Origin of the sequence: Streptomyces sp. NPDC002734 (genome assembly GCF_040295685.1) — a bacterium.
Classification (GTDB): Bacteria; Actinomycetota; Actinomycetes; order Streptomycetales; family Streptomycetaceae; genus Streptomyces.
This window is the reverse complement of record NZ_JBEOVU010000058.1, coordinates 1-22597: the sequence shown is the minus strand read 5'-3', so window position 1 is coordinate 22597 and position 22597 is coordinate 1. Positions and strand designations below refer to the sequence as shown.

The following is a 22597-nucleotide window of genomic DNA, read 5'->3' as shown; positions in this document are numbered from 1 at the left end:
GGAGGGACCCCCACGCGGCGTTGTCGTCGGTCGACGACGCTCCGCGTCGCCTCCCTCCTCCGCCTTGCAGCCGCACGCACCAGACCCCGCTCAGGGCAGCTGACAAGCGAACCGGCAGCAAGAACGGCATGATCCGCCGGACAGGCCCTAGGAGGCGGAGAACAGCTCCTTGACCCAGGCGAGCTGGGCGCGCCGGTGGTGACCGCCGCCGCCCTCGTGGCCGTTGAACTCGTAGACCCTCAGGTCCTTCGGACCGCCGTAGCGGTGGTAGGCCGCGAAGCAGGTGGAGGGCGGGCAGACGGCGTCCATCATGGCGACGGAGAAGAACGCGGGGGCGGTGGCGCGGGAGGCCAGCACCGCGGCGTCGACGTAGGACAGGGAGGTGAGGACGGTGCCGGCGCGGTCGCGGTGCAGGCTCAGGTACTCCGCGATCTCGGTGTACGGGGGTTGCCCGGCGATCATTGCCCCGCGCCGGATGTCGCACAGGAAGGGGACGTCGGGCATGACGCCGGCCAGGCCGGGGACGAGCGCCGCCACGGCGAGCGAGATGCCGCCGCCCTGGCTGTGCCCGGTGACCACGATCCGGTCCGGGTCCACCGCCGGGTGTTCGCGGGCCGCCTCGACGAACCGCACGGCGTCCGTGAACAGCCGCCGGTAGTAGAGGTCGTGGGGGTCCTCCACGCCGCGGGTGAGGAACCCGGGGACCTCGCCGTTGAGGGTGGCCGTGTCAGGGGTGTCGCCCTGGGCCGTGGACCAGCCCTGGCCGCGGGTGTCCATGACGAGGTGCGCGTAGCCGGCGTTGGCCCACAGCACCTGCTCGTGCGCCAGGCCCCGCCCCCGGCCGTAGCCGAGGAACTCCACGACGCAGCCGAGCGGGAGGCCGGCGCCGGTGGGCAGGTGCAGCCATCCCCGGACGGTCTCGCCGGCGAAGCCGGGCACGGCGACGTCGAAGGTGGTCACCTGGGTGAGGCCGGTGTCCACGGGCGTCCAGCGGGGTGTTCCGCCGGCCGCCCGGGCCTCCCGCAGGGTCAGGTCCCAGAACGCGTCGAGGTCGGCGGGTTCGTCGAGTTCGGGCCGGAGCACGAGGCACTCGGCGAGGGTGAGGTCCGTCAGTGGCATGGGAGGCCGCCCCGGTCGGTGCAGTCGGTGATTCAGTACAGCAGACGTCTGATGTCTGCTGTTGCAGGACCTTAGAGATCCACAACGCGGCCGTCAAGAGCGAGGGCCGCAGCCGCCATGGGCAGGGTGAGGACGAAGTGCCGCTCCGCCGTCCCCACTTGGACGACGGTGGGGCCGGCCCGTGCCCCGGGCCGTCCCCACCGGAGGAAACGCCCGGTCAGCGGCGGGCGCGGGCCTCGGCGATGCGCTGCCGGACCGGCGCGTAGTGCTCGGTCAGCGCGGCCGCGAACTCCACCGGGTCCCGGTCCCGGACGGCTTCCACTATGCGCTTATGGTGGGCAATGGTGGCCACTTCGTGCTCATGGGTGAAGACGTCCAGATGTGGCGCGACGATGACGTACACGTCCCAGAACGCCGTGGACAGCTGCCCGATGAGGTCGTTGCCGAGGGGGGCGAGGAGCAGGGTGTGGAAAGCGCGGTCCGCCACGACGAAGCCCTGCCCCTCCCCCGCTCCGGCCCGGCGCATCTCGTCGACGTGGCCTTCCAGCCGGTCGATCTGCTCGTCGCTGAGCGACCCCACGAGCCGTTCCGCCATGCCGCGTTCGAACAGCTCGCGGACCTCGACGAGGTCGGACAGCACCTGGAAGTCGTCGTCGGGGCTGAGCAGGCCGCGGAAGGTCAGACTCTCGACCAGCGCGGAGAGGCTCAGTCTGCCCACATACGTGCCGTGACCGTGCCGCACCTCGACGATGTCCAGCGCGGTCAGGATCCTGATGGCCTCCCGCACGCTGGACCGGCTGGCGCCCAGCGCCTCGCACAGGGCCGGCTCGGTCGGCAGCGGATCCCCCGGGCGCAGCTGGTTGCGCAGGATGTAGGCCTTGATGCCGTCCACGACCTCCTGTCGCAACGGCTGACGCGCCGGTCTCGGCTCCGGCTCCACGCGTCGGACAGCTCCTTGTCCCACCGCCACCTCTTGACCCCTCTCCTCTGTCGGGCTACGTTCCCACGCTATCAAGGGTCGGACATCAGACGTCTGATGCATTCACCGGAGACGTCGTCCGCAACCCCGATCCTTCCTGATTCGCCCGTCATGTCTCCCGCCTGGAGGAACCCTTGTCCCCGCGCAGCACTGCCGGCGTCGACCGCCGCGCCTTCCTCAGACTCACCGGCGCCATCGGCGCGGCGACCGCGATCACGGCCGGCCTGTCCGCCTGCGGGGGCCCGGGCAGCACCGCCGAAGGCTCCTCCGCCTCCGGCAAGGGCGCCGACACCCTGGAGGCGGGCCTGTCCTACCCGCTCTCCACCGGCTTCGACCCGATGATCACCTCGGGCGCGACCCCGTACGCCGCGAACATGCACATCTTCGAGGGCCTGGTGGACCTCGACCCGGCCACGCTGGTGGCCCGGCCGACGCTGGCCACCGAGATGCCCAAGAAGATCAACGCGACCACCTACCGCGCCACCCTGCGCGAGGGCGCGACCTTCCACGACGACTCCCCCGTCACCGCGGAGGACGTGGTCTTCAGCTTCGAACGGGTCCTGGACCCCAAGAACGCCTCGCTGATGGCCCAGTTCGTGCCGTTCATCGACCGGGTGGTGGCGGTCGACGCGTCCACGGTCGAGTTCAAGCTGAAGCACCCCTTCGCGCTCTTCCCCTCGCGCATATCGGTGGTGCGCATCGTCCCCAAGAAGATCGCCGGCGCCGACGCCAAGGCCTTCGACGCCGAGCCGGTCGGCTCGGGCCCCTTCCGCTTCGTCTCGGCGGTCCGCGAGGACAAGATCGTGATGGAGGCGTACGACAAGTACAACGGCCCCCACCCGGCCAAGGTCCGCAAGATGACCTGGCACCTGATGTCCGACCCGTCCGCCCGGGTCAGCGCGCTCCGCTCGGGCCGCGTCCAGGCCATCGAGGACGTTCCCTACATCGACCTCAAGGGCTTCACCGGCGACGACACGGTGAAGTCCGTCCAGTCCTTCGGGCTGCTCTTCCTGATGTTCAACTGCAAGGACGAGCGCTTCGCCGACAAGCGGGTGCGCCAGGCGCTGCACTACGCGCTGGACACCGAGAAGGTCATCTCCACCGCGCTGCTGGGCCACGCCGAGTCCGCCACCGGCTACGTGCCGGACACCCACCCGGACTACCACGAGGCGGCCACCGTCTACGGCCACGACCCGGCGAAGGCGAAGAAGCTGCTGGAGGAGGCGGGCGTGAAGAACCTGTCCTTCACCCTGCTGGTCACCGACACCGGCTGGGTCAAGGACATCGCCCCCCTGATCAAGGAGAGCTGGGCGGCGGCGGGCATCGAGGTGAAGCTCGACATCGCCCAGTCCCCCGCCCAGTACGCCAAGGTCGACAAGGGCGACTTCGAGGTGCTGGCCGCGCCGGGCGACCCGTCGGTCTTCGGCAACGACGCCGACCTGCTGCTGCGCTGGTTCTACTACGGCTTCTGGCCGGAGAACCGTTACGGCTGGACCGGCTCGGCCGCCTACAAGAAGGTCAAGTCGCTGCTCGACGAGGCCGCCCGGGAGGCCGACGGGGCCCGGCGCAAGGAGCTGTGGGGCGAGGTCACCGACCTGGTCGCCGACGAGGCGGCCCTGTACCCGGTCCTCCACCGCAAGCTGCCCACCGCCTGGCGCAAGGGCGCCCTCACCGGCTTCGAGCCGCTGCCCACCACCGGTCTGTCCTTCGTCGACGTCGGTCGCGCCTGACCTCGTCCGCCCGGACGCCTGGCCGCCGCCGTCCCGCCGGACGGCGGCGGCCGTCGCCCCGATCTCTAGGAACCTCACGATGGTTGCTTTTCTCCGGCTCGCGCTGCGCCGCGTCGCGATGATGCCGGTGATGGTCCTCGGCATCGCGCTGCTGGTCTTCGTGGTCCTGCAGTTCTCGCCGGCCGACCCGGCGTACAACGCGCTCGGCGACTCCGCGAGCCCCGAGGCCCGCGCCGCGTTCGCCGCGGAGCACGGCCTCGACGACCCGCTGCCGGTGCGGTACTTCGCCTTCCTGGGCGATCTGGTGCGCGGGGACCTCGGTGTCACCGTGCCGCCCAGCCAGCCGGTCGCCGACCGGATCGCCACCGCGTTCCCGCTCACGCTTCAGCTGACGCTGCTGGGTCTCGCGCTGGCCGTCGTGCTGGCCCTGGTCCTGGGCGTGGTCAGCGCCGTGTACCGGGACCGCTGGCCCGACCAGGTCTTCCGGGTGCTGTCGATGGTCGGCATCGCCCTGCCCTCGTTCTGGCTGGGCGTGCTGCTCATCCAGCAGTTCGCACTGAACACGCCGCTCTTCCCGACCGGCGGCTACGTCAACCCGGCCGACTCCTTCGGCGGCTGGCTGCGCGGCATGACCCTGCCCGCCGTGGCCCTCGCCCTGCCGGTCGCCGCCTCGCTGGCCCGCCTGGTGCGCACCGCGATGGTCTCCGAGCTCGACCGGGACTACGTGCGCACCGCCCGGGGCAGCGGGCTGCCGCCGTTCCTGATCATCCGGTCGGTGCTGCGCAACTCGCTGATCACGCCGCTGACGGTGCTCGGCGTCAAGGTCGGCTACATGCTCAGCGGCGCCGTGGTCATCGAGGCGATCTTCGACCTGCCCGGCATGGGCAAGCTGATCCTCGAGGGCGTCACCGGAGGCGACGTCGCACTCGTCCAGGGCACCGTGCTGACCATCGCGGTCGCCTTCCTCGTGGTCAACGTCGTCGTCGACCTGCTCTACCTGCTCGTCAACCCGCGTATCAGGACGGTGTGATGTTCGCCCCCCGATCCCTCGCCGAGCGGCTGTCACCCGGCACCCGCCTGCGCCGCCTGCCGGCGCCTTCACGGATCGCCCTGGTGATCCTCGTCGTGGTCGCGCTGGGCGCGGTGTTCGCGCCGCTGCTCACCCAGGACCCGCTCGCCACCGGCGCTCCCGCGCAGCCGCCGGGCGCCGAGCACTGGTTCGGCACCGACCGGGCCGGCCGTGACGTCTTCGCCCGCGTGGTGCACGGCGCGCGCTACTCCCTGGTGATCGGCCTCGGCGCGACCCTGCTGGCCCTGGTCGCCGGTTCCTGCCTGGGCGCCCTGGCCGCCACCTCGCGCAAGTTCGCCGACGAGGCGGTGATGCGTTCGCTGGACGTCGTCATGTCGTTCCCGCCGATCGCCCTGGCCGCCGTCCTGGTGGCCGTCTTCGGGCCCAGCGTCCCGGTCATCATCTTCACCATCGCGTTCGTCTACTCGCCCTCGCTGGCCCGCGTGGTGAGGGCCAACGTGCTGGAGCAGTACGGCGAGGACTACGTCGCCGCCGAGCAGGTGATCGGCGCCCGGCGCGGCTACATCGTGGCCCGGCACGTCGCCGTCAACTGCGCGGCGCCGGTGCTGGTGTTCGCGACCGTCATGGTGGCCGACTCGATCATCTTCGAGGCCAGCCTGTCGTTCATCGGCGCCGGCGTGCAGGACCCCGATCCGAGCTGGGGCAGCGTGCTGGCCTACGGCCGGCAGATCCTGCTGTCCGGCGGCTGGTGGGCGACCCTCTTCCCCGGCCTGTGCCTGCTGGTCACCGTGCTCGCCCTGAACGTCCTCTCCGAGGGCATGACGGACGCCGCCGCCTCCCCGGACAAGGCCCGTGCGGGCGGGGCGGGTCCCGACAAGGACCTGGTCGCCGCCCCCGTCGCCGAGGGCCCCGAGGTCGGCGCCGCGCTCACCGAGCTCGCGGTCCGGCTCGAGGCCACCGAGCCGGCCGTCCCGCCGCTGCCCGAGGACGCACCCGAGCTGCTGGTCGTCCGTGACCTGACGATCCGTTTCCCCGACCGTTACGGCGACACCCGGGTCGTCGACGGCATCTCCTTCACCGTCCGTGAGGGCGAGACCCTCGGCCTGGTCGGCGAGTCCGGTTGCGGGAAGTCCGTGACCAGCCTGGCGGTCATGGGCCTGCTGGCCCGCAACGCCGAGGCCGAGGGCGAGATCCTCTACCGGGGCCGGGACCTGCTGAAGCTGCCGCCCAAGGAGCGCCGCGCGCTGATGGGTCCGGAGATCGCCATGGTCTACCAGGACGCCATGTCCTCGCTCAACCCGTCGGTGCTGATCGGCACCCAGCTCAAGCGGCTCACCTCCCGCGGCGGCACCAGGACGCCCGCCGAGCTGCTCGAGCTGGTCGGCCTCTCCCCCGAGCGCACCCTGCGCAGCTACCCCCACGAGCTCTCCGGCGGCCAGCGCCAGCGCGTGCTCATCGCCATGGCCCTCTCCCGCAGCCCCCGGCTGCTCATCGCCGACGAGCCGACGACCGCGCTGGACGTGACCGTGCAGGCGCAGGTCGTCGAGCTGCTGATCGAGCTGCGCGACGAGCTCGGCTTCGCGATGGTCCTGGTCTCGCACGACCTCGCCCTGGTCGGCGACCTGGCCCACCGGGTCGCGGTGATGTACGCGGGGCAGGTCGCCGAGGCCGGCGACACCCGCGCCCTGCTCACCGACCCCGCCCACCACTACAGCCGCGGCCTGCTCGGCTCCGTCGTCTCCCTGGAGGCCGGAACGGAGCGGCTGCACCAGATCCGCGGTGTCGTGCCCGCGCCGCGGGCGTTCGGCGACGGCTGCCGGTTCGCGTCCCGCTGCGCCGCCGCCACCGAGCTGTGCGCCACCGCCCCGCCGCCCGCCGCCGACCGGGGCGACGCCGGGGACCACCGGTTCGCCTGCCATCACCCGGCGCCCGCGCGGCGGCCGGCGAAGCCGCTGGAGAGCGCCCGATGACCGCCCCGAAGGACACCGCCATGGACCCTCTCATCCGGCTCGACCACGTCCACGTCCGGCACAAGGCACGCAGCGGCGGGCTCTTCCGCCGGGACGCCGTGCACGCCCTGACCGACGCCACCCTGGAGGTGCGGCGCGGCGAGATCCTCGGCCTGGTCGGTGAGTCGGGCTGCGGCAAGTCCACGCTGGCCCGTGTGGTGACCGGCCTGCAGCGCCCGACCGAGGGCCGGGTGTACTTCCGCGGCGAGGACCTGTGGGGCATGACGGCCGCCGATCGACGTGAGCGGTTCGGCCAGGCCGTCGGCGTCGTCTTCCAGGACCCCTCCACCGCGCTGAACCCCCGGTTGTCGGTGCGGCAGATCCTGCGCGACCCGCTGGACGTGCACCGCCGGGGCACCCGCGCCGAGCGGGAGGACCGCGTCGAGGAACTCCTCGACCTGGTCGGCCTGCCCGGCCACACGCTGGAGGCGCTGCCCGGACAGCTCTCCGGCGGCCAGCGCCAGCGGGTCGCCATCGCCCGGGCCCTCGCCCTGGAGCCGGAGTTGATCGTCGCCGACGAGCCGACCAGCGCCCTGGACGTGTCGGTGCGCGCCCAGGTCCTGAACCTGCTGGTGGACCTGCGGGCCCGCCTCGGCCTCGGCATGGTGTTCATCTCGCACGACGTGCAGACGGTGCGGTACCTGGCCGACCGCATCGCGGTGCTGTACCTGGGGCGGGTCGTCGAGGAGGGCGGAGCCGCGCAGGTCACCGGCGCCCCGCGCCACCCCTACACCGAGGCCCTGCTGTCCGCCACGCCCAGCCTGCTGGAGCGCCCCGAACGCATCGTGCTGCACGGCCCGGTCCCCTCGGCCACCAACCCGCCCTCCGGCTGCCCGTTCCGCACCCGCTGCTGGAAGGCGGACGACGCCTGCGCCACGGCCTTCCCGGCGGCCACCGACGGGGCGGGCGGCCACCGCTGGCACTGCGTCCACCCCCAGCAGGGCGACGGCGCCGCGGCGGAGGCCCCGCCGGCGGGGGACGCGGCCGTCGCCGCCGCGGGCTGACACCGCCCGGCGGGGGCGGTCCCGACGGGCCTCCACCTGGTGGGACCGGGCCCCCGGGCCCGGACCGCCGGGCCCGGGGGCCCGCCGAGCCGGGCGGCGGCGCCCGTCCCCCGCCGACCCGTCCGTCCCGCGCGCCGACCAGGGCGGTCGGCTCCCGCCCGGGCGGGCGGTTCGTCCGACGCCGCACCCACCCGCCGGGCGAGTCGCTGACGCGGCACCCGGCCGCGGCCCCAGCGGGGCCCCACGTACGTTCCCGGTCCGGCGGACCCCCGGACCCCCTCACCGATCGGCAGGACCCCATGGAAGTCGTCATCGTTCCGGACGCGGAGACCGGCGGCCGCTTCGTCGCCGAGGGCATCGCCCGCCTGGTCGAGCTCAAGCCCGACGCGCTGCTCGGCGTCGCCACCGGCTCCACCCCGCTCCCCGTCTACCGGGCGCTCGCCGCCCTGACCCGCGAGGGCGGGGCGGACCTCTCGCGGGTGCGGATCGCCCAGCTCGACGAGTACGTCGGCCTGCCCGCCGGGCACCCGCAGTCGTACCGGTCCGTCCTGGAACGGGAGGTTCTGGAGCCGCTGGGCCTGGGCGCGGAGGCGTTCCTCGGGCCGGACAGCACCGCGGCCGACCTGCCGGCGGCCTGCCGGGCCTACGAGCACGCCCTCGCGGCGGCCGGCGGGGTGGACCTGCAACTGCTGGGCATCGGCGGCGACGGCCACATCGGCTTCAACGAGCCCTGCTCGTCGCTCGCCTCCCGCACCCGCATCAAGACGCTCACCGAGCGGACCCGCGGCGACAACGCGCGGTTCTTCGGCGGGGACGTCGGGCAGGTGCCGCGCCACGTCATCACCCAGGGCGTCGGCACGATCCTGGAGGCCCGTCACGTGGTGCTCCTGGCGACCGGCCCGGGCAAGGCCGAGGCCCTGGCCGCGGCGGTCGAGGGACCGCTCGCCGCCCGCTGCCCCGCTTCGGCGCTCCAACTGCACCCGCACGTCACGGTGGTGGCGGACGAGGCGGCGGCCTCCCGGCTGGAGCTGGCGGACTACTTCCGTCACGTCCTCGCCGGAAAGCCCGCCTGGCAGGCGCTCCGGCCCTTCGGTCCGTCCGACGCCCCGCATGCTCCTCGGGTCGCGACCGGGTGACGGTCACCGCCGATCGGGCACCCGGTCCAGGTCGAGCATCATGTCCAGCGACAGGGACCCGTCCGCCTCCGCGAAGGCGCCCACCGTCCGGAAGCCGTTCTTCTCGTAGTAGCGGATGGCGCGCGGGTTGTCGGCGCGGACGCCGCCCCACAGGATGATCCTCGTCCTCCCGAGGCGTCGGGCGACCTCCTCGACGAGCGGGAGGACGAGTGTCCCCAGACCCCGGTCCTGGAAGTCGTCGGCCAGCGTGAGGCCGAAGCGGCAGTCGGTCGTCCCGGTGAGGCGGACGCCCGCCTCCCGGTACCGCGCGACGTCCGCCGGCGTCAGCGCGAGGCTGAACTCGGGAAGGCCGACGATCCTGCCGGACGCGGCGTCCTCGAGGACCAGCCTGAGCTTGTCGTAGCGCGCGATCGCGTCGCACAACTCCCGGGCCGTGGCGAGGTCGTAGCCGTCGAATGTGCTGAACCGCCTCGACGCGGAGGACAGGGCCGCCAGGAACCCGGCCAGGTTCTCCGCGTCGCCGTGCGTGAGGGGACGAAGAACGAACTCCGTACCGTCACGGGCCCGCACGCGGCAGGTCAGGCACAGCGGGTCCGCGGCGATGCCCGTCAGGGTGAGCACCTCGGCGGCCTCCCTGCCCGCGTCGCGCATTACACGAGGTCCTTGCGCATCATGGTGCACATCGTCTCGTGACGGCGCAGTGTCCCGTCGGGAGCCTGCTCGTCCCACGCGTCCGGCAGACGGTCGTAGGCACGGTAGCCCAGCCTCTCGTAGAGGGCGCGAGCACGATCGTTGCCGTCCTCCACGCCCAGCTCCGCCCGGCGCAGCCCTCGGTCCCTGATGCGCTGTTCCGCGGCCTGGACGAGGACCGTGCCCACGCCGCAGGACTGAAGGGCGGGGTGGACGGCGAGCTGCCACAGCGTGCCCACGCCGTCCTTGGCCCGGTAGTCGACACCGCCCTTGGCGATCGGAACGTCCGCGCGGGCGCAGACCGCCAGGTAGTCCACCTCGCCGAGCCGCCTGCGCTTCAACTGCTCGCCCACCACAGCGAGATGCCGTGCGGTGCCCGCCCAGCCGCACGCCGCCAGATCCGCCTGCTCCAGGTCACGGACGGTCAGCTCCAAGGCAAGAGTGATCACGTGGTCCACCTCCGACGGCCAGCATCCTCCCCCGCCTCGAAGCGGTGCAACGCCAATTCCCGCACGGCGCCACCCCTCTCCCTCCGGACTGCTCCGCTGGAAGGATGGGCATGACACGCGGAGGAAGGCGGGGGCGGCATCCATGGGAGAAAGACCGGAGGGCGGTATCGCGGACGGGGCCGTCGTGGTGCGGGCGGGCCTCGTGCTGCTCGTCGGCCCGCCGGCCTCGGGCAAGAGCACCTTCGTGCAGGCCCTGATCGCGGGTGGGCGCGTCGATGAGGACGCCGTGGTGTCCAGCGACGAGATCCGCGCGGAACTGTTCGGCACGTCGTCCGCCGAAGCGCACACCGACGCGGCGGACGCGCGGATCTTCGGCGAACGCGACCGGCGGATCGCCACCCGGCTCGCCGGGGGACGAACAGCGGTCGCCGAGTCCACGAACGTCACCCCGCGGGCGCGCGCCCGCCTCATCGCCATCGCCAGGCGTTTCGACGCCCCGGTGACCGTGCTGCGCTTCGCCCCCGCCCTCGACGTCCTCCTCGAACAGCATGCGGGGCGAGGCCGTACCGACGTCACCACCGCCGACGTCCACGCCGCCGCGGCGGTCATGGCCCGGCACGCGGGGACCGACCAGCTACGCTCCGAAGGTGCACACGCCGTTCACGACGTCCCCGGGCGCCGTCAAGGGGCCACTCCCGCCGAAGCCGCGGCGCGCTTCTGCTTCACCTGACGTGACGGCCCGCCGGGTGCGCCCATGAGCGGGACCACGCCGCCGGAGGAGGCCGCGCACGGCGGCCGTGCCGAGGTGCTGGAGGAGCGGCTCAAGGAACGCATCTACGCCTCGCTCACCCTGCTGGCCGTACTGGTGGGGCTCGCGCAGGGCGGACACCCCACCCACGTGGGCACCCTGGTCTCCGTCGTGGTGACCGCGCTGGGCCTGTGGCTGGCGACGCTGGTCGCGGATCTGCAGGCCCATCCGGTCGCCCGCCGTCGTTGGCCGACCCCGTGGGAGATCAAGCGCGTCCTGTTCACCAGCAGCCCGCTGCTGACCTGCGCCGTCGGTCCCATGCTGATGATCGGCCTGTCCGCGGCCGGCCTGCTCGGACTGACCACGGCCCTGTGGGTGTCGGTGGGCAGCGAGGTCGCGGCGCTGGCCCTGTGGGGGTTCGCGGGAGGCCGCAGGGTCGGGGCGGGGCCGTGGCGCGCCACGGTGACGGCCGTCCTGAACACCGTGATCGGCCTGGCGGTGGTCTTCGTCAAGCTGCTCGCAGGACACTGACGCCCCCGGGCCGCGGGGCCGGGGGCGTCGGCGGGGCGTCCAGGGACGGCCGTCCGCGGGACCGTGACTACTCGATGACGAGGTCCACCGGGATGTTGCCGCGGGTGGCGTTGGAGTAGGGGCAGACCTGGTGGGCCTGCTCGACGAGCTTGCGGCCGGTCTCCTCGTCCACCGACTCCGGCAGCTCGATGCGCAGCGTGACGGCCAGGGCGAAGCCGACGCCCTCCTTGCCGATCGACACCTCGCCGGTGACCGCGGCGTCCGAGACGTCGATCTTGGCCTGCCGGCCGACCGCGCCCAGCGCGCTGGCGAAGCAGGCGGCGTATCCGGCCGCGAAGAGCTGCTCGGGGTTGGTCCCCTCACCGTTGCCGCCCAGCTCGCGCGGCGGCGCCAGCTGGACGTCCAGCTTTCCGTCGGAGGCGACCGCCCGGCCGTCCCGGCCGTGCGTGGCGGTGGCGACAGCGGTGTAGAGCGCGTCCATGTGCATGCCTTCCCCAGGTGTTCCCACGGTCGGACGACCGCGGCACGACCAAGTGAAGCACACAATTAAGTTGTGCACAATCAAAGTGCGCGCGGCTCGTTCTTGGCTAGGCTTGTCCCCATGAGCCACCAGGAGCCCCGCCCCGCCGACGCCGGCCTCGGCGACGCCGCCCTCGAGGACGACTTCCTCGTCCTGGACCGCCAGATCTGCTTCTCGCTGAACGCGGCCTCCCGGGCCTTCAACGGCGTCTACCGCGTCGTGCTCAAGGAGCTCGGCCTCACCTATCCCCAGTACCTCGTGATGCTGGTGCTGTGGGAGCACGGCACGACGCCGGTGAAGGGTCTGGGCGAGCGTCTGCGGCTCGACTCCGGAACGCTGTCCCCCCTGCTCAAGCGGCTGGAGGCGGCGGGGCTGGTGCGCCGCGAGCGCTCGGCCGAGGACGAACGGTCGGTCCAGGTCCACCTGACCGCCGACGGCGAGGCCCTGCGGGAGCGGGCCCGCCGGGTCCCGCCCCGTATCGCCGCGGCCACCGGCCTCGACCACGCCGACGCCCTCGCCCTGCGCGCGCTGCTCGACCGGCTGACCGACGCACTCGACGGCTTCACCCGGGGAGAGACCACGGCGGATGCCTCCCCGGCGGAGACGGCCCGGTAGCGCTCCGCCACACCGCCTCCACCTCGACGGGTGCGGTCAGCCGGTCAGCACCTGGCCACCGGAGCCACGGCGAGCACGCTTCCCATGGGGACGGCTCTGATCCTCCGGTCCCCCGAGGCGCCGGTGATCAGCCGGAGGGTCTTTCCTTCGGACGCCGCGAGCCGTCCGCACAGCGCGCCGCCGGAGGTCGTCACCTGGACGCTCGCACCGGAGGCCGGATCCGGGCCCGGATCCTCGTACGTCGTCCAGGCCACCCCGACGGACGACGCCACGAGCAGCACACCGGCGACGAAGCAGCCGACGGCTCGGGTCAGGGCCCGCTGGGAGTTCTTCGTCTCCTGTTCGGTCCACTCCTCCAGATCCGCGCCGTTGGTCACGATGTCCTCGGCGCGGCGCCCGTGGCTGGCGCGTACGGCGAGCAGGGTTCCCGCCACGAGGAGCAGGAAGCCGGTGGCGATGAGAAAGCTCGCCAGGGTCACCGCCCAGGACGGCAGGCCGGTGAACGTCTCGCGCCCTTTGAGGACCAGAACCGCCGTGAGCAGTCCGGTCAGCCCGGTGAGGCCGTTGCGCCAGCCCTCCGCCTGTTTGCGCACGATGTCCAGCTGTTGGAAGGGGAGCTCGTCGGCGAGGTTCTGCCACCTGCTTTCCGGACGCTGGGTCACGGCCTGTCCACCTGCCAGTGGGCGCCGCAACCGACTTCCTTCTCGACGTCGGGACGCCCGGCGTGGCGGACACCGCACTCGCACAGCACCCTGATCGGCTTCGCGGAGCCGCCGGACGGCCCGGCGCCCTTCGTCGATCCGGGGGTCGCCGCAGGGTAGGTCCTGGAGAAGCCGCCCATGCACCGCGGACACGAGCCGGAGAAGACCAGGCCGCCCTTCCCGTCCGTGGTCAAGGGCATCTGCTGCGGCCCCATGGGCGCGTTCTCCCAGCCGAGGCGCTTGCGGTGCCGCGGTGCGGTCATCCTGTCTCCTTCATCCCTACGGGTGCGCCTGGGAACTCCAGGCCGAACATGGGTGCGTACAGTCGCAGCCGTTCCCGGACCCACTCCGTGTCGTCGGGACGGCCGATGGCCCGGGCGCACCAGGCGATGCGCGCCTCGCCGACCACGCCCTCGAACGCCGGCGCCTGTCCGTCTCCGGCGAAGCTGAGAATGATGGCGTCCTCCCAGGAGGGCACACCCAGGCCGTCGTCCGGTTCGGTGAAGCACAGGGTCATGCCGAACGGGCGGTACGCGGCCAGCATCCGGTGGACGGACCGGGGAGTGCGGCCGAGGCGCAGCGCGGCGCGGACGATTGTGAGCGGGTCGACGTCCGTGGGTGCGGAGGGCAGGCTGCCGTCCCCGTCCCGGGAGAGGAGCCACAGGTCGTCCTCGGTGGGCCTGTGGTCCAGCGCCTTCCCTGTGACACCGTCGAGTTCCGGGAGGTCGACGCCGAGTTCCCCGAACGGCCGCAGGACGTTCACGGTCTCGTACAGGGTCAGGTCCTCGAGGTAGGCGAGTCGCGCGACGGACAGCGGTGTCACCTCCTGCCAGTCCGCCTCCACGAAGACGCTGCCGAGGTCCGCGGCACCATTGAGCGCGCTCCACAGGGCCGGGGTGACGCGGACCCGGGCCAGCGCCTCCGACGGCTGGACGGTCAGCGGCACCGCCCAGCGCGCCGAGACCTGAGCGGCGCGTTCGAGCGCCTCCCCGACCGTCAGTCTGTGCCGGGCGGCGAACCAGAGGAGCTTGCCCGCGTCGATGTCCCAGCTGTCCACGAAGGCGAGTCGGTCCTGATCACGGGTGTGCAGTTCCCCCGTGACGAGGGTCAGCGCGTCCGGGTCGACATCGCCGTCCTGAACGTCTCGAAGGGCCGCCGGAGCGACGGGGCAGTGCACGCCCAGCTCGCCCAGAACCTCGAGCCCCTTGCGGACTTGTTCCTTGGGCAGTCGCCTGACTTTGTGCAGTGCCTCCGCGCTGAGGTACTCGCTCCCTGCAGGAAGCTCCGGCCCACCATAGGTGGACGGGAGGCCGGCCAGCCATTCGGGAGGACGGACACCGACGCCGCTGATCACCGGAACGCCCGTCAGCTCCAGGGGTCCCTGGAGCTGGGCCACCACATCGAGGACGTCCCCCATGGGCACATGGGCGCCGGCCGCCGCACGGGCGATGTCGAAGCCGCTCACCTTGCCGTCCTCCAGGAACCCTGGGAATTCCATGAGCCGCTCGGCCAAGGCTCTGGAGGCGGGGGTGAGCGCCTCCCTCACGTCGAGGTAGCCCAGCAGTCTCCGCAGGTGAGCCGGAATGCCGAGACCTGCGTAACGCTCGGCCCAGTCACGCAGCGCCTTGGGGCCCTGCAGGGCTTCCCGTCGCGAGACCACCAGGTTGTTCCAGTTGGCGTCGTTGGCGCGGGGCGTGCTGCCGACGAGGCGCTCCGGCAGCGCGGGAAGGGGTCCGAAGCAGCTCTCCGGGAAGTCGCCGAGTTCTGCCCAGAGCTCCCCCAGAGGGATCCTGCACTTGGCCGCCACCCCCACGAGGACGTGCCACGGCCAGGAACGGTGACGCTTCCGGGAGAGAAGTTGCCCCCTGAGCTCCTGTGTCGCGAGGATGCGCGCCAGGTCCGCGCTCATCGGAAGACCTGGCGGGACGACCAGGTCGTAGTCGCGTCCGAGCACGGTGCGCCGCCACCCCAGGACGGCCCGCTCCGTGTCCTCCACGGGGAGCCAGACGACGTCCGCTCCTCTCGCTGTCATCCGGAAACTCGCTGTCATGGCGAAATCCGGACGCACCGAGAGGAGGAACCAGTCGGCGGCGCTGGTCTCCGCGGCGAGCAGCCGGACCTGCGCTGCTGCACGTGGACTGAGCGCTGCCCTGAGATCGGCGTACAGACCGCCCTGGTTCGCGGCCATCATGTCGAGGGTGGTCGTGATCCACGGACGTCTGGCCTGGTCGCTGGACTCCTGCCCGAGGACGGCGCTTCGCCACCCCTGCAGTTCGTCGGCGTACGAGAAGGCCTGCAGGACCGCGGGAAGCTCTCCGGTCATGAGCAGACCGGCGTCGGCCGGACACCAGCCTATGTCGCAGAGATGGAAGACCCCGCCCTGCCCCGAAGCCCCCTCTGGAACGGACTCGTCGTCCTGGCGCAGGCTCTCCGCCCGCAGCGGACGGTCCGCGAACACCCTGAGCAGGTCGTCCCCGATCCGCGGCGCCTCCTGGCCGAAGCGCAGGAGCCAGGGAAGCGTGACGGTCGGCCAGGAGGCCAGTTCCTCCAGATGGTCGGTGAGGAGGGCCGTGACCTTGTTCCGGTTCCAGCTCTGCACCTCGTTGCGGCTCACGCTCAGCGTGAGGTCACGTTGGTCGCGCACGTTGACCACGCAGCCGAAGGTCTGCTGCGTGGTGGCGATCCCGTCCGCGAGCAGCCGGCCGTCGCCGTCCACCCACCACAGTTCCCCCGGCGCGCCGTCGACCGGGAGGACGCTCCGCACCACGCCGTCAGGGATGCGCAGTTCCTGACTCCTCCACACGACGTGGTGTCCCGTCGACTCGTCCTGCACCCTGGTGTCGAACTCGCTGTACCAGAGCAGCTCGCCGAGCGTGCGGCTCGCTGAGACGCCCCCTGCCGGCTCGTCCGCCTGGTCGTTCGACAGGTACAGGCGGACGAGTGTGCCACCGTTCTGCACCTTGGAGGCGTCGTCGTTGTCGTACCGGGCAGGACCGATGCGGAACAAGGTCGCCGTGCCCACGATGTGGGCCTGCAGCGGCTCTCCGGTCGTCTGACCGTGGATGTTGGTGGGCCTGGTGACCACCGTGATCTCGTCGGCCAGCATGAAGTAGCTGAGCACCCCGATCCCGAACCGGCTGTTGAAATTGGCCTCGATGCCGGCTTCCTGCCACTCGCCGAGTTCGTGCTGGAACGCGGAGGAGTCGGAGAGCCTGCGGCCGGCTCGGGCGAACAGGTCCTTGAGCTGATCCGCGGTCATGCCCACCCCGTTGTCGAGGCACTCGATGACGGTGCGGCCTTCCCGCTCGTACTGGGTGATGCGGATCTTGCCCTTCCAGTCGGCCCCGCCGCCCAAGGACTCGGCCCACCGGTATCGGTACATGCGGTACCGGCAGGCGTCGAGAGCGTTCTGGTACAACTCGCGCAACGCCAGCGCAGGATCGCCGTACAGCTGTTCGCCCATGAGCAGGTGGGAGACCGCCCGCTGGTCGAACTGGAAGGTCAGCAACGGCAGGTTGTACGCGCCGGGAGCGGGGTGGACCAAGACATCGACCGCCCGCACGGAGCGCAACCAGGCGAGGTCGGGAGACAGGCCCAGGCCGAGCAGCCGGCTGATTGCTTCTCGGCATCGGGCCGCGTGCGCCTCCAGGGCCTTGTGGACCGCTCCGTGCGGGCACAGGTGCACCTGAATCTCGGCGCGGTCCTCGTCCACACGACGGCTCGCGTCCTTGAGGCAGAGCAGCACCTCCTCGGGCTCCAGCGGATACATGGTCCCGATGTGCTCGCCGACGGTGTCCGACAGTTCGCGCACGTCGACCGCCAGCGCGGCGCCCAGCGACCATCGTGCGGCCAGGTCGTGATCGTTGAGCTGCGAGGCGCCGTGAGAGGTGACCTTGAAGTGGCTGGACGTGCCCGGGTAGTCGTCCAGAGCCGTGCAGCTCGGGTAGGACAGGTGGTGCCGGGCAAGCTGGTCGACGATGGCCTGCAGCCGCTTACGATGGCTGGCCGCCACGTCGGGCAGCAGGGCGTCGACGAGCCTCTCGGCAGCGTCCGCGAGGTGGTCCGTGCCTTCTGTTCCGGCGATGCGCAGACCACTGCTGCGGCGCACCAACCGCCAGGTGATCAGCGCCCACGCGTCCTCGCTCTCGCCCCGGGCGTGCAAGCGGCGTACGCGGTTCTCCTCCAGCGGGGAGAAGTCGTGGTCCATCAGGGCGTTCTGCACCTGGACGGCGTCGAAGCGGGCGAAACCGGTGAACGAGTCGAAGACGGACGAGAACTCCTCGGCCAGGGCCGTGGCGAGCATGAACGGCAGACCGCACAGCAGCGCCTTCTCCAGGGCGCTGAGCGGACGCGTACCGATCGGAAGTTCGGCGACCGCGTCCAGCACGCGCATCGGGTAGTCGTCGTCCCGCCACGGATGCCGCAGTTGCTCGCACGCCCTGAGGTACTTCCCGGACAGGCTCCGCACCGCCGCCGTCACGCTCTCGCGCAGCGTGTCCTGCAGATCCTGCGGATCGCTGCACGGCAGATCCCACAGGCGCGCGGCGGACACCGCTTGCACCCACTCCGGTACGCCGTCGGCCTCGGCGATCACGAAGTCCGGCAGCTCCCCCGCGGGTGACCACCGCGGGCACTGGTCGTGGTCTCTGAGCTGCGCCGTGACCGACGCAGCGAGTTCCCGGAGCGTCCTGTGCGGGGCGTCGGGGTGCAACGCGTGGGCCAGGGCTTTGGTGAAGTGGCTGCCGTCGGCGTCGTAGCCACTGGTCTCTCCCACCGAGCAGCCGTTGGCCACCACCAGCTGGGTGGACTCCGGCGCGCGGTAGTGATAGGGACGGATCGCGTCCGCGCCCGAACCGTCGCGACAGGCGTCGAAACAGGCCAGGACCAGCGCTGCGGGGCAGCCGTTCGCGTCCAGCACCTGGAAGAAGTCCCGATCGAGGTCGATCAGCGAGCCCATGTCCACGCCGCCGTCCGGCAGGGCCTTGGCGTTGGCCGGTACCAAGTGGTCCTTCCCTGCCAGGTGCAGGCCGTGACCGGAGAAGTGGACGAGCAGCACGCCGTCGACGGGAGCGCAACGTAAGGCTTCCCGGATCACGTCCTGGATGGCGTCGCGCCTGCTCTCATCAGGGTCTCCCAGCCCGCGCACCGTGCAGGCGTAGCCGCATGCCTCCAGCGCCTCCTGCATGCGCCGCAGGTCTTCGCGGACGGGATCGCCGATGCTCCGCAAAGGAAAGCCCGGCTCCGTCTGCTCCGGCACCCCCACCAGAAGCGCGTGAAAATCCCGGCCCATCCGCCCAACCCCGTCGCTCGCGTCCACCCCTTGCCCGTCATCATGAACGGCCGGTCGGAGTCCGGGCAAGCGGATCCGTACGACTCGCCGCGTGCACCGTGGCCGCTGCTCGTAGCGGTCACCCCGTGACACCCGGCGGTGTGGACCGGATCGCAGAAACCATCAATTGCAAAATTCTGCAATTTCATAGATGATGTAACGGCTGTGCTCGTGGACAGCCGGGCACAGCACCAGGCGTATGCCCCGTTCCGGGGTGGTGAGAAGGGTGCGAGACCGTGCCGGTTCCGCTGTATCAGGCCAAGGCCGAGTTCTTCCGGATGCTCGGGCACCCCGTGCGGATAAGGGTGCTGGAGCTGCTGCAGGAGGGGCCGATGCCGGTACGGGAGCTGCTGGCCGCGATCGAGGTGGAGCCTTCGGCCCTGTCGCAGCAGCTCGCGGTCCTGCGCCGCTCGGGGATCGTCACCTCGGCCCGTGACGGGGCGACGGTGGTCTACGAACTGGCGGGCGGGGACGTCGCGCAGCTGCTGTCGGCGGCGCGGCGGATCCTGACCGAGGTCCTGACCGGGCAGAGCGATTTGCTGGAAGAACTGCGCGAGTCCGAGGTTGCGGCCGAGTCCAAGGTTGCGGCCTCGTGAGCGTGCACTCCGCTCTGTCGCGCGTGCTCGGCCGGGTCCGCTCCGTCATGCCGGCCCGGGCCGACTACGCGGTCATGGCCAGGAGCCCCCGTCGGGACCTCGTGGCCGGGCTCACCGTGGCGATCGTCGCCTTGCCCCTCGCGCTCGGATTCGGCGTCTCCTCTGGGCTGGGCGCGCAGGCGGGACTGGCGACCGCCGTGGTCGCGGGAGCACTCGCCGCCCTGTTCGGCGGGTCGAATCTGCAGGTGTCCGGGCCGACCGGTGCGATGACCGTGGTGCTGGTGCCGATCGTCGCCCAGTACGGGCCCGGCGGTGTCCTCACCGTCGGGCTGATGGCCGGCGGGCTCTTGATCGGCCTCGCGCTCCTGCGGGCCGGCCGGTACATGCGGTACGTGCCGGCGCCGGTGGTGGAGGGCTTCACCTTGGGGATCGCGTGCGTGATCGGCCTCCAGCAGATACCCCACGCACTCGGGGTCGAGAAGCCGGAGGGTGAGAAGGTCCTGCTCGTGGCCTGGCGGGCGTTCATGGAGTTCGCGGCCTTCCCGAACTGGACGGCGATCGGCTTGTCGCTGGGTGTCGCGACGGTCATGCTGGCCGGGGCCCGGTGGAAGCCGGCGATCCCGTTCTCGATCGTCGCGGTGATCGCCGCGACGGTGGCTGCGCAGCTCTTCCACCTCGATGCCGCAGCCCCGATCGGTGACCTGCCCTCCGGGCTCCCCGCCCCCTCCCTCGCCTTCCTCGACGCTTCCGCGTTCGGGTCGCTGCTGGCCCCGGCGGTCGCCGTGGCGGCGCTCGCCGCGCTGGAGTCGCTGCTGTCGGCGACGGTGGCGGACGGAATGACGGTGGGACAACAGCACGACCCCGACAAGGAACTGTTCGGGCAGGGCGTCGCCAACCTGGCCGCCCCACTCTTCGGCGGTGTGCCCGCCACCGCGGCGATCGCTCGTACGGCGGTGAACGTCCGCACCGGGGCCTCCTCCCGGCTGGCCGCACTCACCCATGCCGCGGTGCTCGCGGTGATCGTGTTCGCGGCGGCCCCCCTGGTTTCGAAGATCCCCCTCGCCGCTCTGGCCGGCGTGCTGTTGGCGACAGCGATCCGCATGGTGGAGGTCGGCTCCCTGCGTGCGATGGCGAAGGCCACCCGCGCGGATGCCGTCGTCCTCGTCCTGACCGCCGCCGCGACCCTGATTTTCGACCTCGTGTACGCGGTGATCACCGGTCTCGTCGTCGCCGGCGCACTCGCCCTGAAGGCCGTGGCGAGCCAGACGCGGATGGACCAGGTCGACTTCCGCCCGGACCTGCCCGGCGAGCACAGCGACGAGGAGCACGCCCTGCTCGCCGAGCACATCGTGGCCTACCGCATCGACGGACCGCTCTTCTTCGCCGGAGCCCACCGTTTCCTCCTCGAGCTCTCCGAGGTCGCCGACGTGAGGGTGGTGATCCTGCGCATGGCGCGGGTGACCACTCTGGACGCCACCGGCGCCCTCGTCCTGAAGGACGCGGTCGAGAAGCTGAACCGGCGCGGCATCGCCGTGATGACCTCCGGTATCCGGCCGGGCCAGCGCCAGGCCCTGGACGCCGTCGGCGTCCTGGAGCTGTTGCGCCGGGAGGGCCGGGAGTACGCCACCACCCCGGAGGCGATCGCCGGCGCCCGTGAACATCTGGAGCGGGCGGGACTGCTGACCCGTACGCATCACCGATCACACCGCGTCCGGGAGGTCACCCGATGAGCGTCCCCGCCGACCTCCGCATGATCGAGGTCTCCGGTACCGAGGCCCTGTGGCTCCTCGAAGGCTCCGCCCAGGGCCGGCTCGTCCACATCCAGCGGGAGGTGGCCGTCGTGCGGCCCGCCGCCCACGTGATGGAGTACGGACGCCTCGTCGTCCGCGCCCCGGTGCAAGCCGCCGCCATCCCCGGACGGTCCCTGCTCACCTACCAGGTGGACGAGGTCCGCAACCCGACCGGGACCGGCTGGACGGTCAGCGCCCACGGCCCGGCGGACGTCATCGCCGACCCGGACGAGGCCGCCCACTACCGGCGTACCCTGCCCGGCTGGACCCACGGCCCCCACGACACCCTGTTCCGCCTGCACCCGCAGTCCGTATCCGGGTTCCGCCTGGCCCGCACGGTGCCGGGGGCGGGCCGATGAGCATACGGGTCGAGGCGATGCCCTACCGGCACGTGCTGGACGTGCCGGCCGTGGGTGCGGCCGTCCGCATCGCCCGCGAGACCACCGAGCTGGTCCTCGTCGAGTGCGGGGTGGGCCTTCGCCATCCGAGCGTCGGACCGGCGCTGCTGATCGTGGCCGAGCTGGTCACCAACGCCGTCCGCCACGCCGCCGCGTCCTCACCGATGATCACCGTGACCTACGCGCACGGGCCGAGTGCGTTCGCGTTCGCCGTCCACGACCGCCACCCCTTCCGGCCCGCCCTTCTCGGCGCTCCGTCCGCCACCCCGGGCAGTGGGCTGGCCATGGTGGCGGAGATGACGGCGGAGCTCGGCGGCACCATCGTCGTACGGGCGGATGCCGACGGCCGCAGCAAGGCCATCTGGATCACCCTTCCCCTGTGAAGCCGAGGAGCTGCGGATAGCGATGAAAGGACATCTCTCACCATGAGCGACATCATCTTCAAGGACTCCAACGGCACCGTCCTTCAGGACGGGGACTCGGTCACCCTGACCAAGGACCTGAAGGTCAAGGGCACCTCCGAGACCCTCAAGCGCGGCATCCTGGTCAAGAACATCCGCCTCACCTCCCGCCCGGGCGAGGTCGAGTGCAACACCAGGAAGGTCAAGGGCCTGGTCCTGAAGACCGAGTTCCTCAAGAAGGCCTGACAGGCGAAGGGCCCGCCGGCGGGGGCCGAACGCCATGAAGGCGCCCCCGCCGGGTCCCGCGAGTTGCAGGGATCTGCAATTGTGGAGGTCACCAGGTGTGAAGGGGGGCGAACGGATGCCTCCACGAGGGAACGGTTCCGGGTGGACGAGATGGGAAGACAGGGCAGGGGTACGCAGGTGAGCACGCCGCTGTACCAGCTGAAGGCGGAGTTCTTCAAGACACTGGGGCACCCGGTCCGCATCCGGGTCCTGGAGCTCCTGGCCGAACGCGAGCACGCGGTCGCCGAGATGCTGCCGGAGGTCGGGGTGGAGGCCGCGAGTCTCTCCCAGCAGCTGGCTGTCCTGCGCAAGGCGAACCTGGTGATTACCCGCCGGGAGGGTTCGAACGTTTTCTACAGCCTGACCCATCCCCAGATCGCCGAACTCCTGCGGGTGGCCCGGGGCATCCTCTCCGGTGTCCTGGAAGGCCAGGCCGAACTCCTGGCCGACCTCAAGGCCGGCCGCCACACCTGACCGCCGCAAGCCGGGTGCGGGCCCCGCGGGGCCGCTCCTGGTGATCAAGGAGGTCGACGTGCG

22 protein-coding genes are annotated in these 22597 nt (G+C 71.7%); 14 read left to right on the top strand and 8 right to left on the bottom strand.

Translation table 11 applies throughout. The features are described from left to right. Window positions 1–147 precede the first annotated feature (147 nt). Entirely contained in the window at window positions 148–1119 is a 972-nt protein-coding gene (locus ABT026_RS31445; protein ID WP_351118608.1) for an acetylxylan esterase, read from the bottom strand. Between the two features lie 217 nt (window positions 1120–1336). After that, window positions 1337–2089 carry a FadR/GntR family transcriptional regulator gene (locus tag ABT026_RS31440; RefSeq protein WP_502968089.1) on the bottom strand — a complete coding sequence of 251 codons (753 nt, stop codon included), beginning with the start codon at window positions 2087–2089 and terminating at the stop codon, window positions 1337–1339. Window positions 2090–2232: 143 nt separating this feature from the next. Here ABT026_RS31440 and ABT026_RS31435 point away from each other — a divergent pair, with 143 nt between their 5' ends. The 5 genes from ABT026_RS31435 (at window position 2233) to nagB (ending at window position 9007) form a co-directional block, all read left to right on the top strand. Further along, the gene (locus ABT026_RS31435; RefSeq protein ID WP_351118606.1) at window positions 2233–3828 is read left to right on the top strand and encodes an ABC transporter substrate-binding protein; all 1596 of its coding nucleotides are present in this window, start codon (window positions 2233–2235) and stop codon (window positions 3826–3828) included. A 79-nt stretch (window positions 3829–3907) separates the two neighbouring features. Further along, window positions 3908–4858 carry an ABC transporter permease gene (locus ABT026_RS31430; RefSeq protein WP_351118605.1) on the top strand — a complete coding sequence of 317 codons (951 nt, stop codon included), beginning with the start codon at window positions 3908–3910 and terminating at the stop codon, window positions 4856–4858. After that, window positions 4858–6828, top strand: coding sequence for a dipeptide/oligopeptide/nickel ABC transporter permease/ATP-binding protein (locus tag ABT026_RS31425; RefSeq protein WP_351118604.1), 1971 nt, complete (start codon window positions 4858–4860; stop codon window positions 6826–6828). Before ABT026_RS31430 ends, ABT026_RS31425 begins: the two co-directional genes overlap by 1 nt. Continuing rightward, window positions 6825–7871, top strand: a complete 1047-nt coding sequence (locus ABT026_RS31420) for an ABC transporter ATP-binding protein (RefSeq protein WP_351118603.1) — start codon at window positions 6825–6827, stop codon at window positions 7869–7871. Before ABT026_RS31425 ends, ABT026_RS31420 begins: the two co-directional genes overlap by 4 nt. Before the next feature lie 299 nt (window positions 7872–8170). Next, the gene (nagB, locus tag ABT026_RS31415) at window positions 8171–9007 is read left to right on the top strand and encodes a glucosamine-6-phosphate deaminase (RefSeq protein WP_351118602.1); all 837 of its coding nucleotides are present in this window, start codon (window positions 8171–8173) and stop codon (window positions 9005–9007) included. Between the two features lie 3 nt (window positions 9008–9010). On the opposite strand, the gene ABT026_RS31410 is transcribed toward nagB, so the two are convergent. Together ABT026_RS31410 and ABT026_RS31405 are read right to left on the bottom strand one after the other, a co-directional pair. After that, a complete protein-coding gene (locus ABT026_RS31410; RefSeq protein ID WP_351118601.1) occupies window positions 9011–9658 on the bottom strand; it encodes a GNAT family N-acetyltransferase in 648 nt (215 codons plus the stop codon). Next, entirely contained in the window at window positions 9658–10155 is a 498-nt protein-coding gene (locus ABT026_RS31405) for a GNAT family N-acetyltransferase (protein ID WP_502968088.1), read from the bottom strand. The genes ABT026_RS31410 and ABT026_RS31405 overlap by 1 nt, the downstream gene beginning before the upstream one ends. 133 nt (window positions 10156–10288) lie before the next feature. Here ABT026_RS31405 and ABT026_RS31400 point away from each other — a divergent pair, with 133 nt between their 5' ends. Both ABT026_RS31400 and ABT026_RS31395 read left to right on the top strand, forming a co-directional pair. Then, a complete protein-coding gene (locus tag ABT026_RS31400) occupies window positions 10289–10876 on the top strand; it encodes an AAA family ATPase (RefSeq protein WP_351118599.1) in 588 nt (195 codons plus the stop codon). 24 nt (window positions 10877–10900) lie between these two features. Further along, window positions 10901–11425: a hypothetical protein gene (locus tag ABT026_RS31395; protein ID WP_351118598.1), complete on the top strand. Its 525-nt coding sequence runs from the start codon at window positions 10901–10903 to the stop codon at window positions 11423–11425. Window positions 11426–11492: 67 nt separating this feature from the next. Here ABT026_RS31395 and ABT026_RS31390 read toward each other — a convergent pair whose 3' ends face one another. Beyond that, complete coding sequence (locus ABT026_RS31390; RefSeq protein WP_108955935.1) at window positions 11493–11906, bottom strand: organic hydroperoxide resistance protein; 414 nt, start codon at window positions 11904–11906, stop codon at window positions 11493–11495. A 120-nt stretch (window positions 11907–12026) separates the two neighbouring features. Here ABT026_RS31390 and ABT026_RS31385 point away from each other — a divergent pair, with 120 nt between their 5' ends. After that, window positions 12027–12560, top strand: coding sequence for a MarR family winged helix-turn-helix transcriptional regulator (locus ABT026_RS31385; protein ID WP_351118597.1), 534 nt, complete (start codon window positions 12027–12029; stop codon window positions 12558–12560). A 44-nt stretch (window positions 12561–12604) separates the two neighbouring features. Here ABT026_RS31385 and ABT026_RS31380 read toward each other — a convergent pair whose 3' ends face one another. Genes ABT026_RS31380 through ABT026_RS31370 form a run of 3 tightly spaced genes read right to left on the bottom strand, consistent with a single transcriptional unit; the run spans window position 12605 to window position 18551 of the window. Further along, complete coding sequence (locus ABT026_RS31380) at window positions 12605–13222, bottom strand: hypothetical protein (RefSeq protein ID WP_351118596.1); 618 nt, start codon at window positions 13220–13222, stop codon at window positions 12605–12607. Then, the gene (locus ABT026_RS31375) at window positions 13219–13524 is read right to left on the bottom strand and encodes a hypothetical protein (protein ID WP_351118595.1); all 306 of its coding nucleotides are present in this window, start codon (window positions 13522–13524) and stop codon (window positions 13219–13221) included. The genes ABT026_RS31380 and ABT026_RS31375 overlap by 4 nt, the downstream gene beginning before the upstream one ends. Further along, window positions 13521–18551, bottom strand: coding sequence for a caspase family protein (locus ABT026_RS31370; RefSeq protein WP_351118594.1), 5031 nt, complete (start codon window positions 18549–18551; stop codon window positions 13521–13523). The genes ABT026_RS31375 and ABT026_RS31370 overlap by 4 nt, the downstream gene beginning before the upstream one ends. Before the next feature lie 275 nt (window positions 18552–18826). Here ABT026_RS31370 and ABT026_RS31365 point away from each other — a divergent pair, with 275 nt between their 5' ends. The 6 genes from ABT026_RS31365 to ABT026_RS31340 all read left to right on the top strand — a co-directional run bounded on the left by ABT026_RS31365 (window position 18827) and on the right by ABT026_RS31340 (window position 22534). Beyond that, entirely contained in the window at window positions 18827–19186 is a 360-nt protein-coding gene (locus tag ABT026_RS31365) for an ArsR/SmtB family transcription factor (RefSeq protein ID WP_351118593.1), read from the top strand. Between the two features lie 47 nt (window positions 19187–19233). Next, complete coding sequence (locus tag ABT026_RS31360; protein ID WP_351118609.1) at window positions 19234–20916, top strand: SulP family inorganic anion transporter; 1683 nt, start codon at window positions 19234–19236, stop codon at window positions 20914–20916. Continuing rightward, window positions 20913–21335: a pyridoxamine 5'-phosphate oxidase family protein gene (locus ABT026_RS31355; RefSeq protein WP_351118592.1), complete on the top strand. Its 423-nt coding sequence runs from the start codon at window positions 20913–20915 to the stop codon at window positions 21333–21335. The genes ABT026_RS31360 and ABT026_RS31355 overlap by 4 nt, the downstream gene beginning before the upstream one ends. After that, window positions 21332–21757 (top strand): ATP-binding protein, encoded by a 426-nt coding sequence (locus tag ABT026_RS31350; protein WP_351118591.1) that lies wholly within the window; start codon window positions 21332–21334, stop codon window positions 21755–21757. Before ABT026_RS31355 ends, ABT026_RS31350 begins: the two co-directional genes overlap by 4 nt. Window positions 21758–21799: 42 nt before the next feature. Further along, window positions 21800–22021, top strand: a complete 222-nt coding sequence (locus ABT026_RS31345; RefSeq protein ID WP_351118590.1) for an alkylphosphonate utilization protein — start codon at window positions 21800–21802, stop codon at window positions 22019–22021. A 177-nt stretch (window positions 22022–22198) separates the two neighbouring features. Beyond that, on the top strand, window positions 22199–22534 hold the full coding sequence (locus ABT026_RS31340; RefSeq protein ID WP_351118589.1) for an ArsR/SmtB family transcription factor: 336 nt from the start codon (window positions 22199–22201) through the stop codon (window positions 22532–22534). Window positions 22535–22597 lie beyond the last annotated feature (63 nt).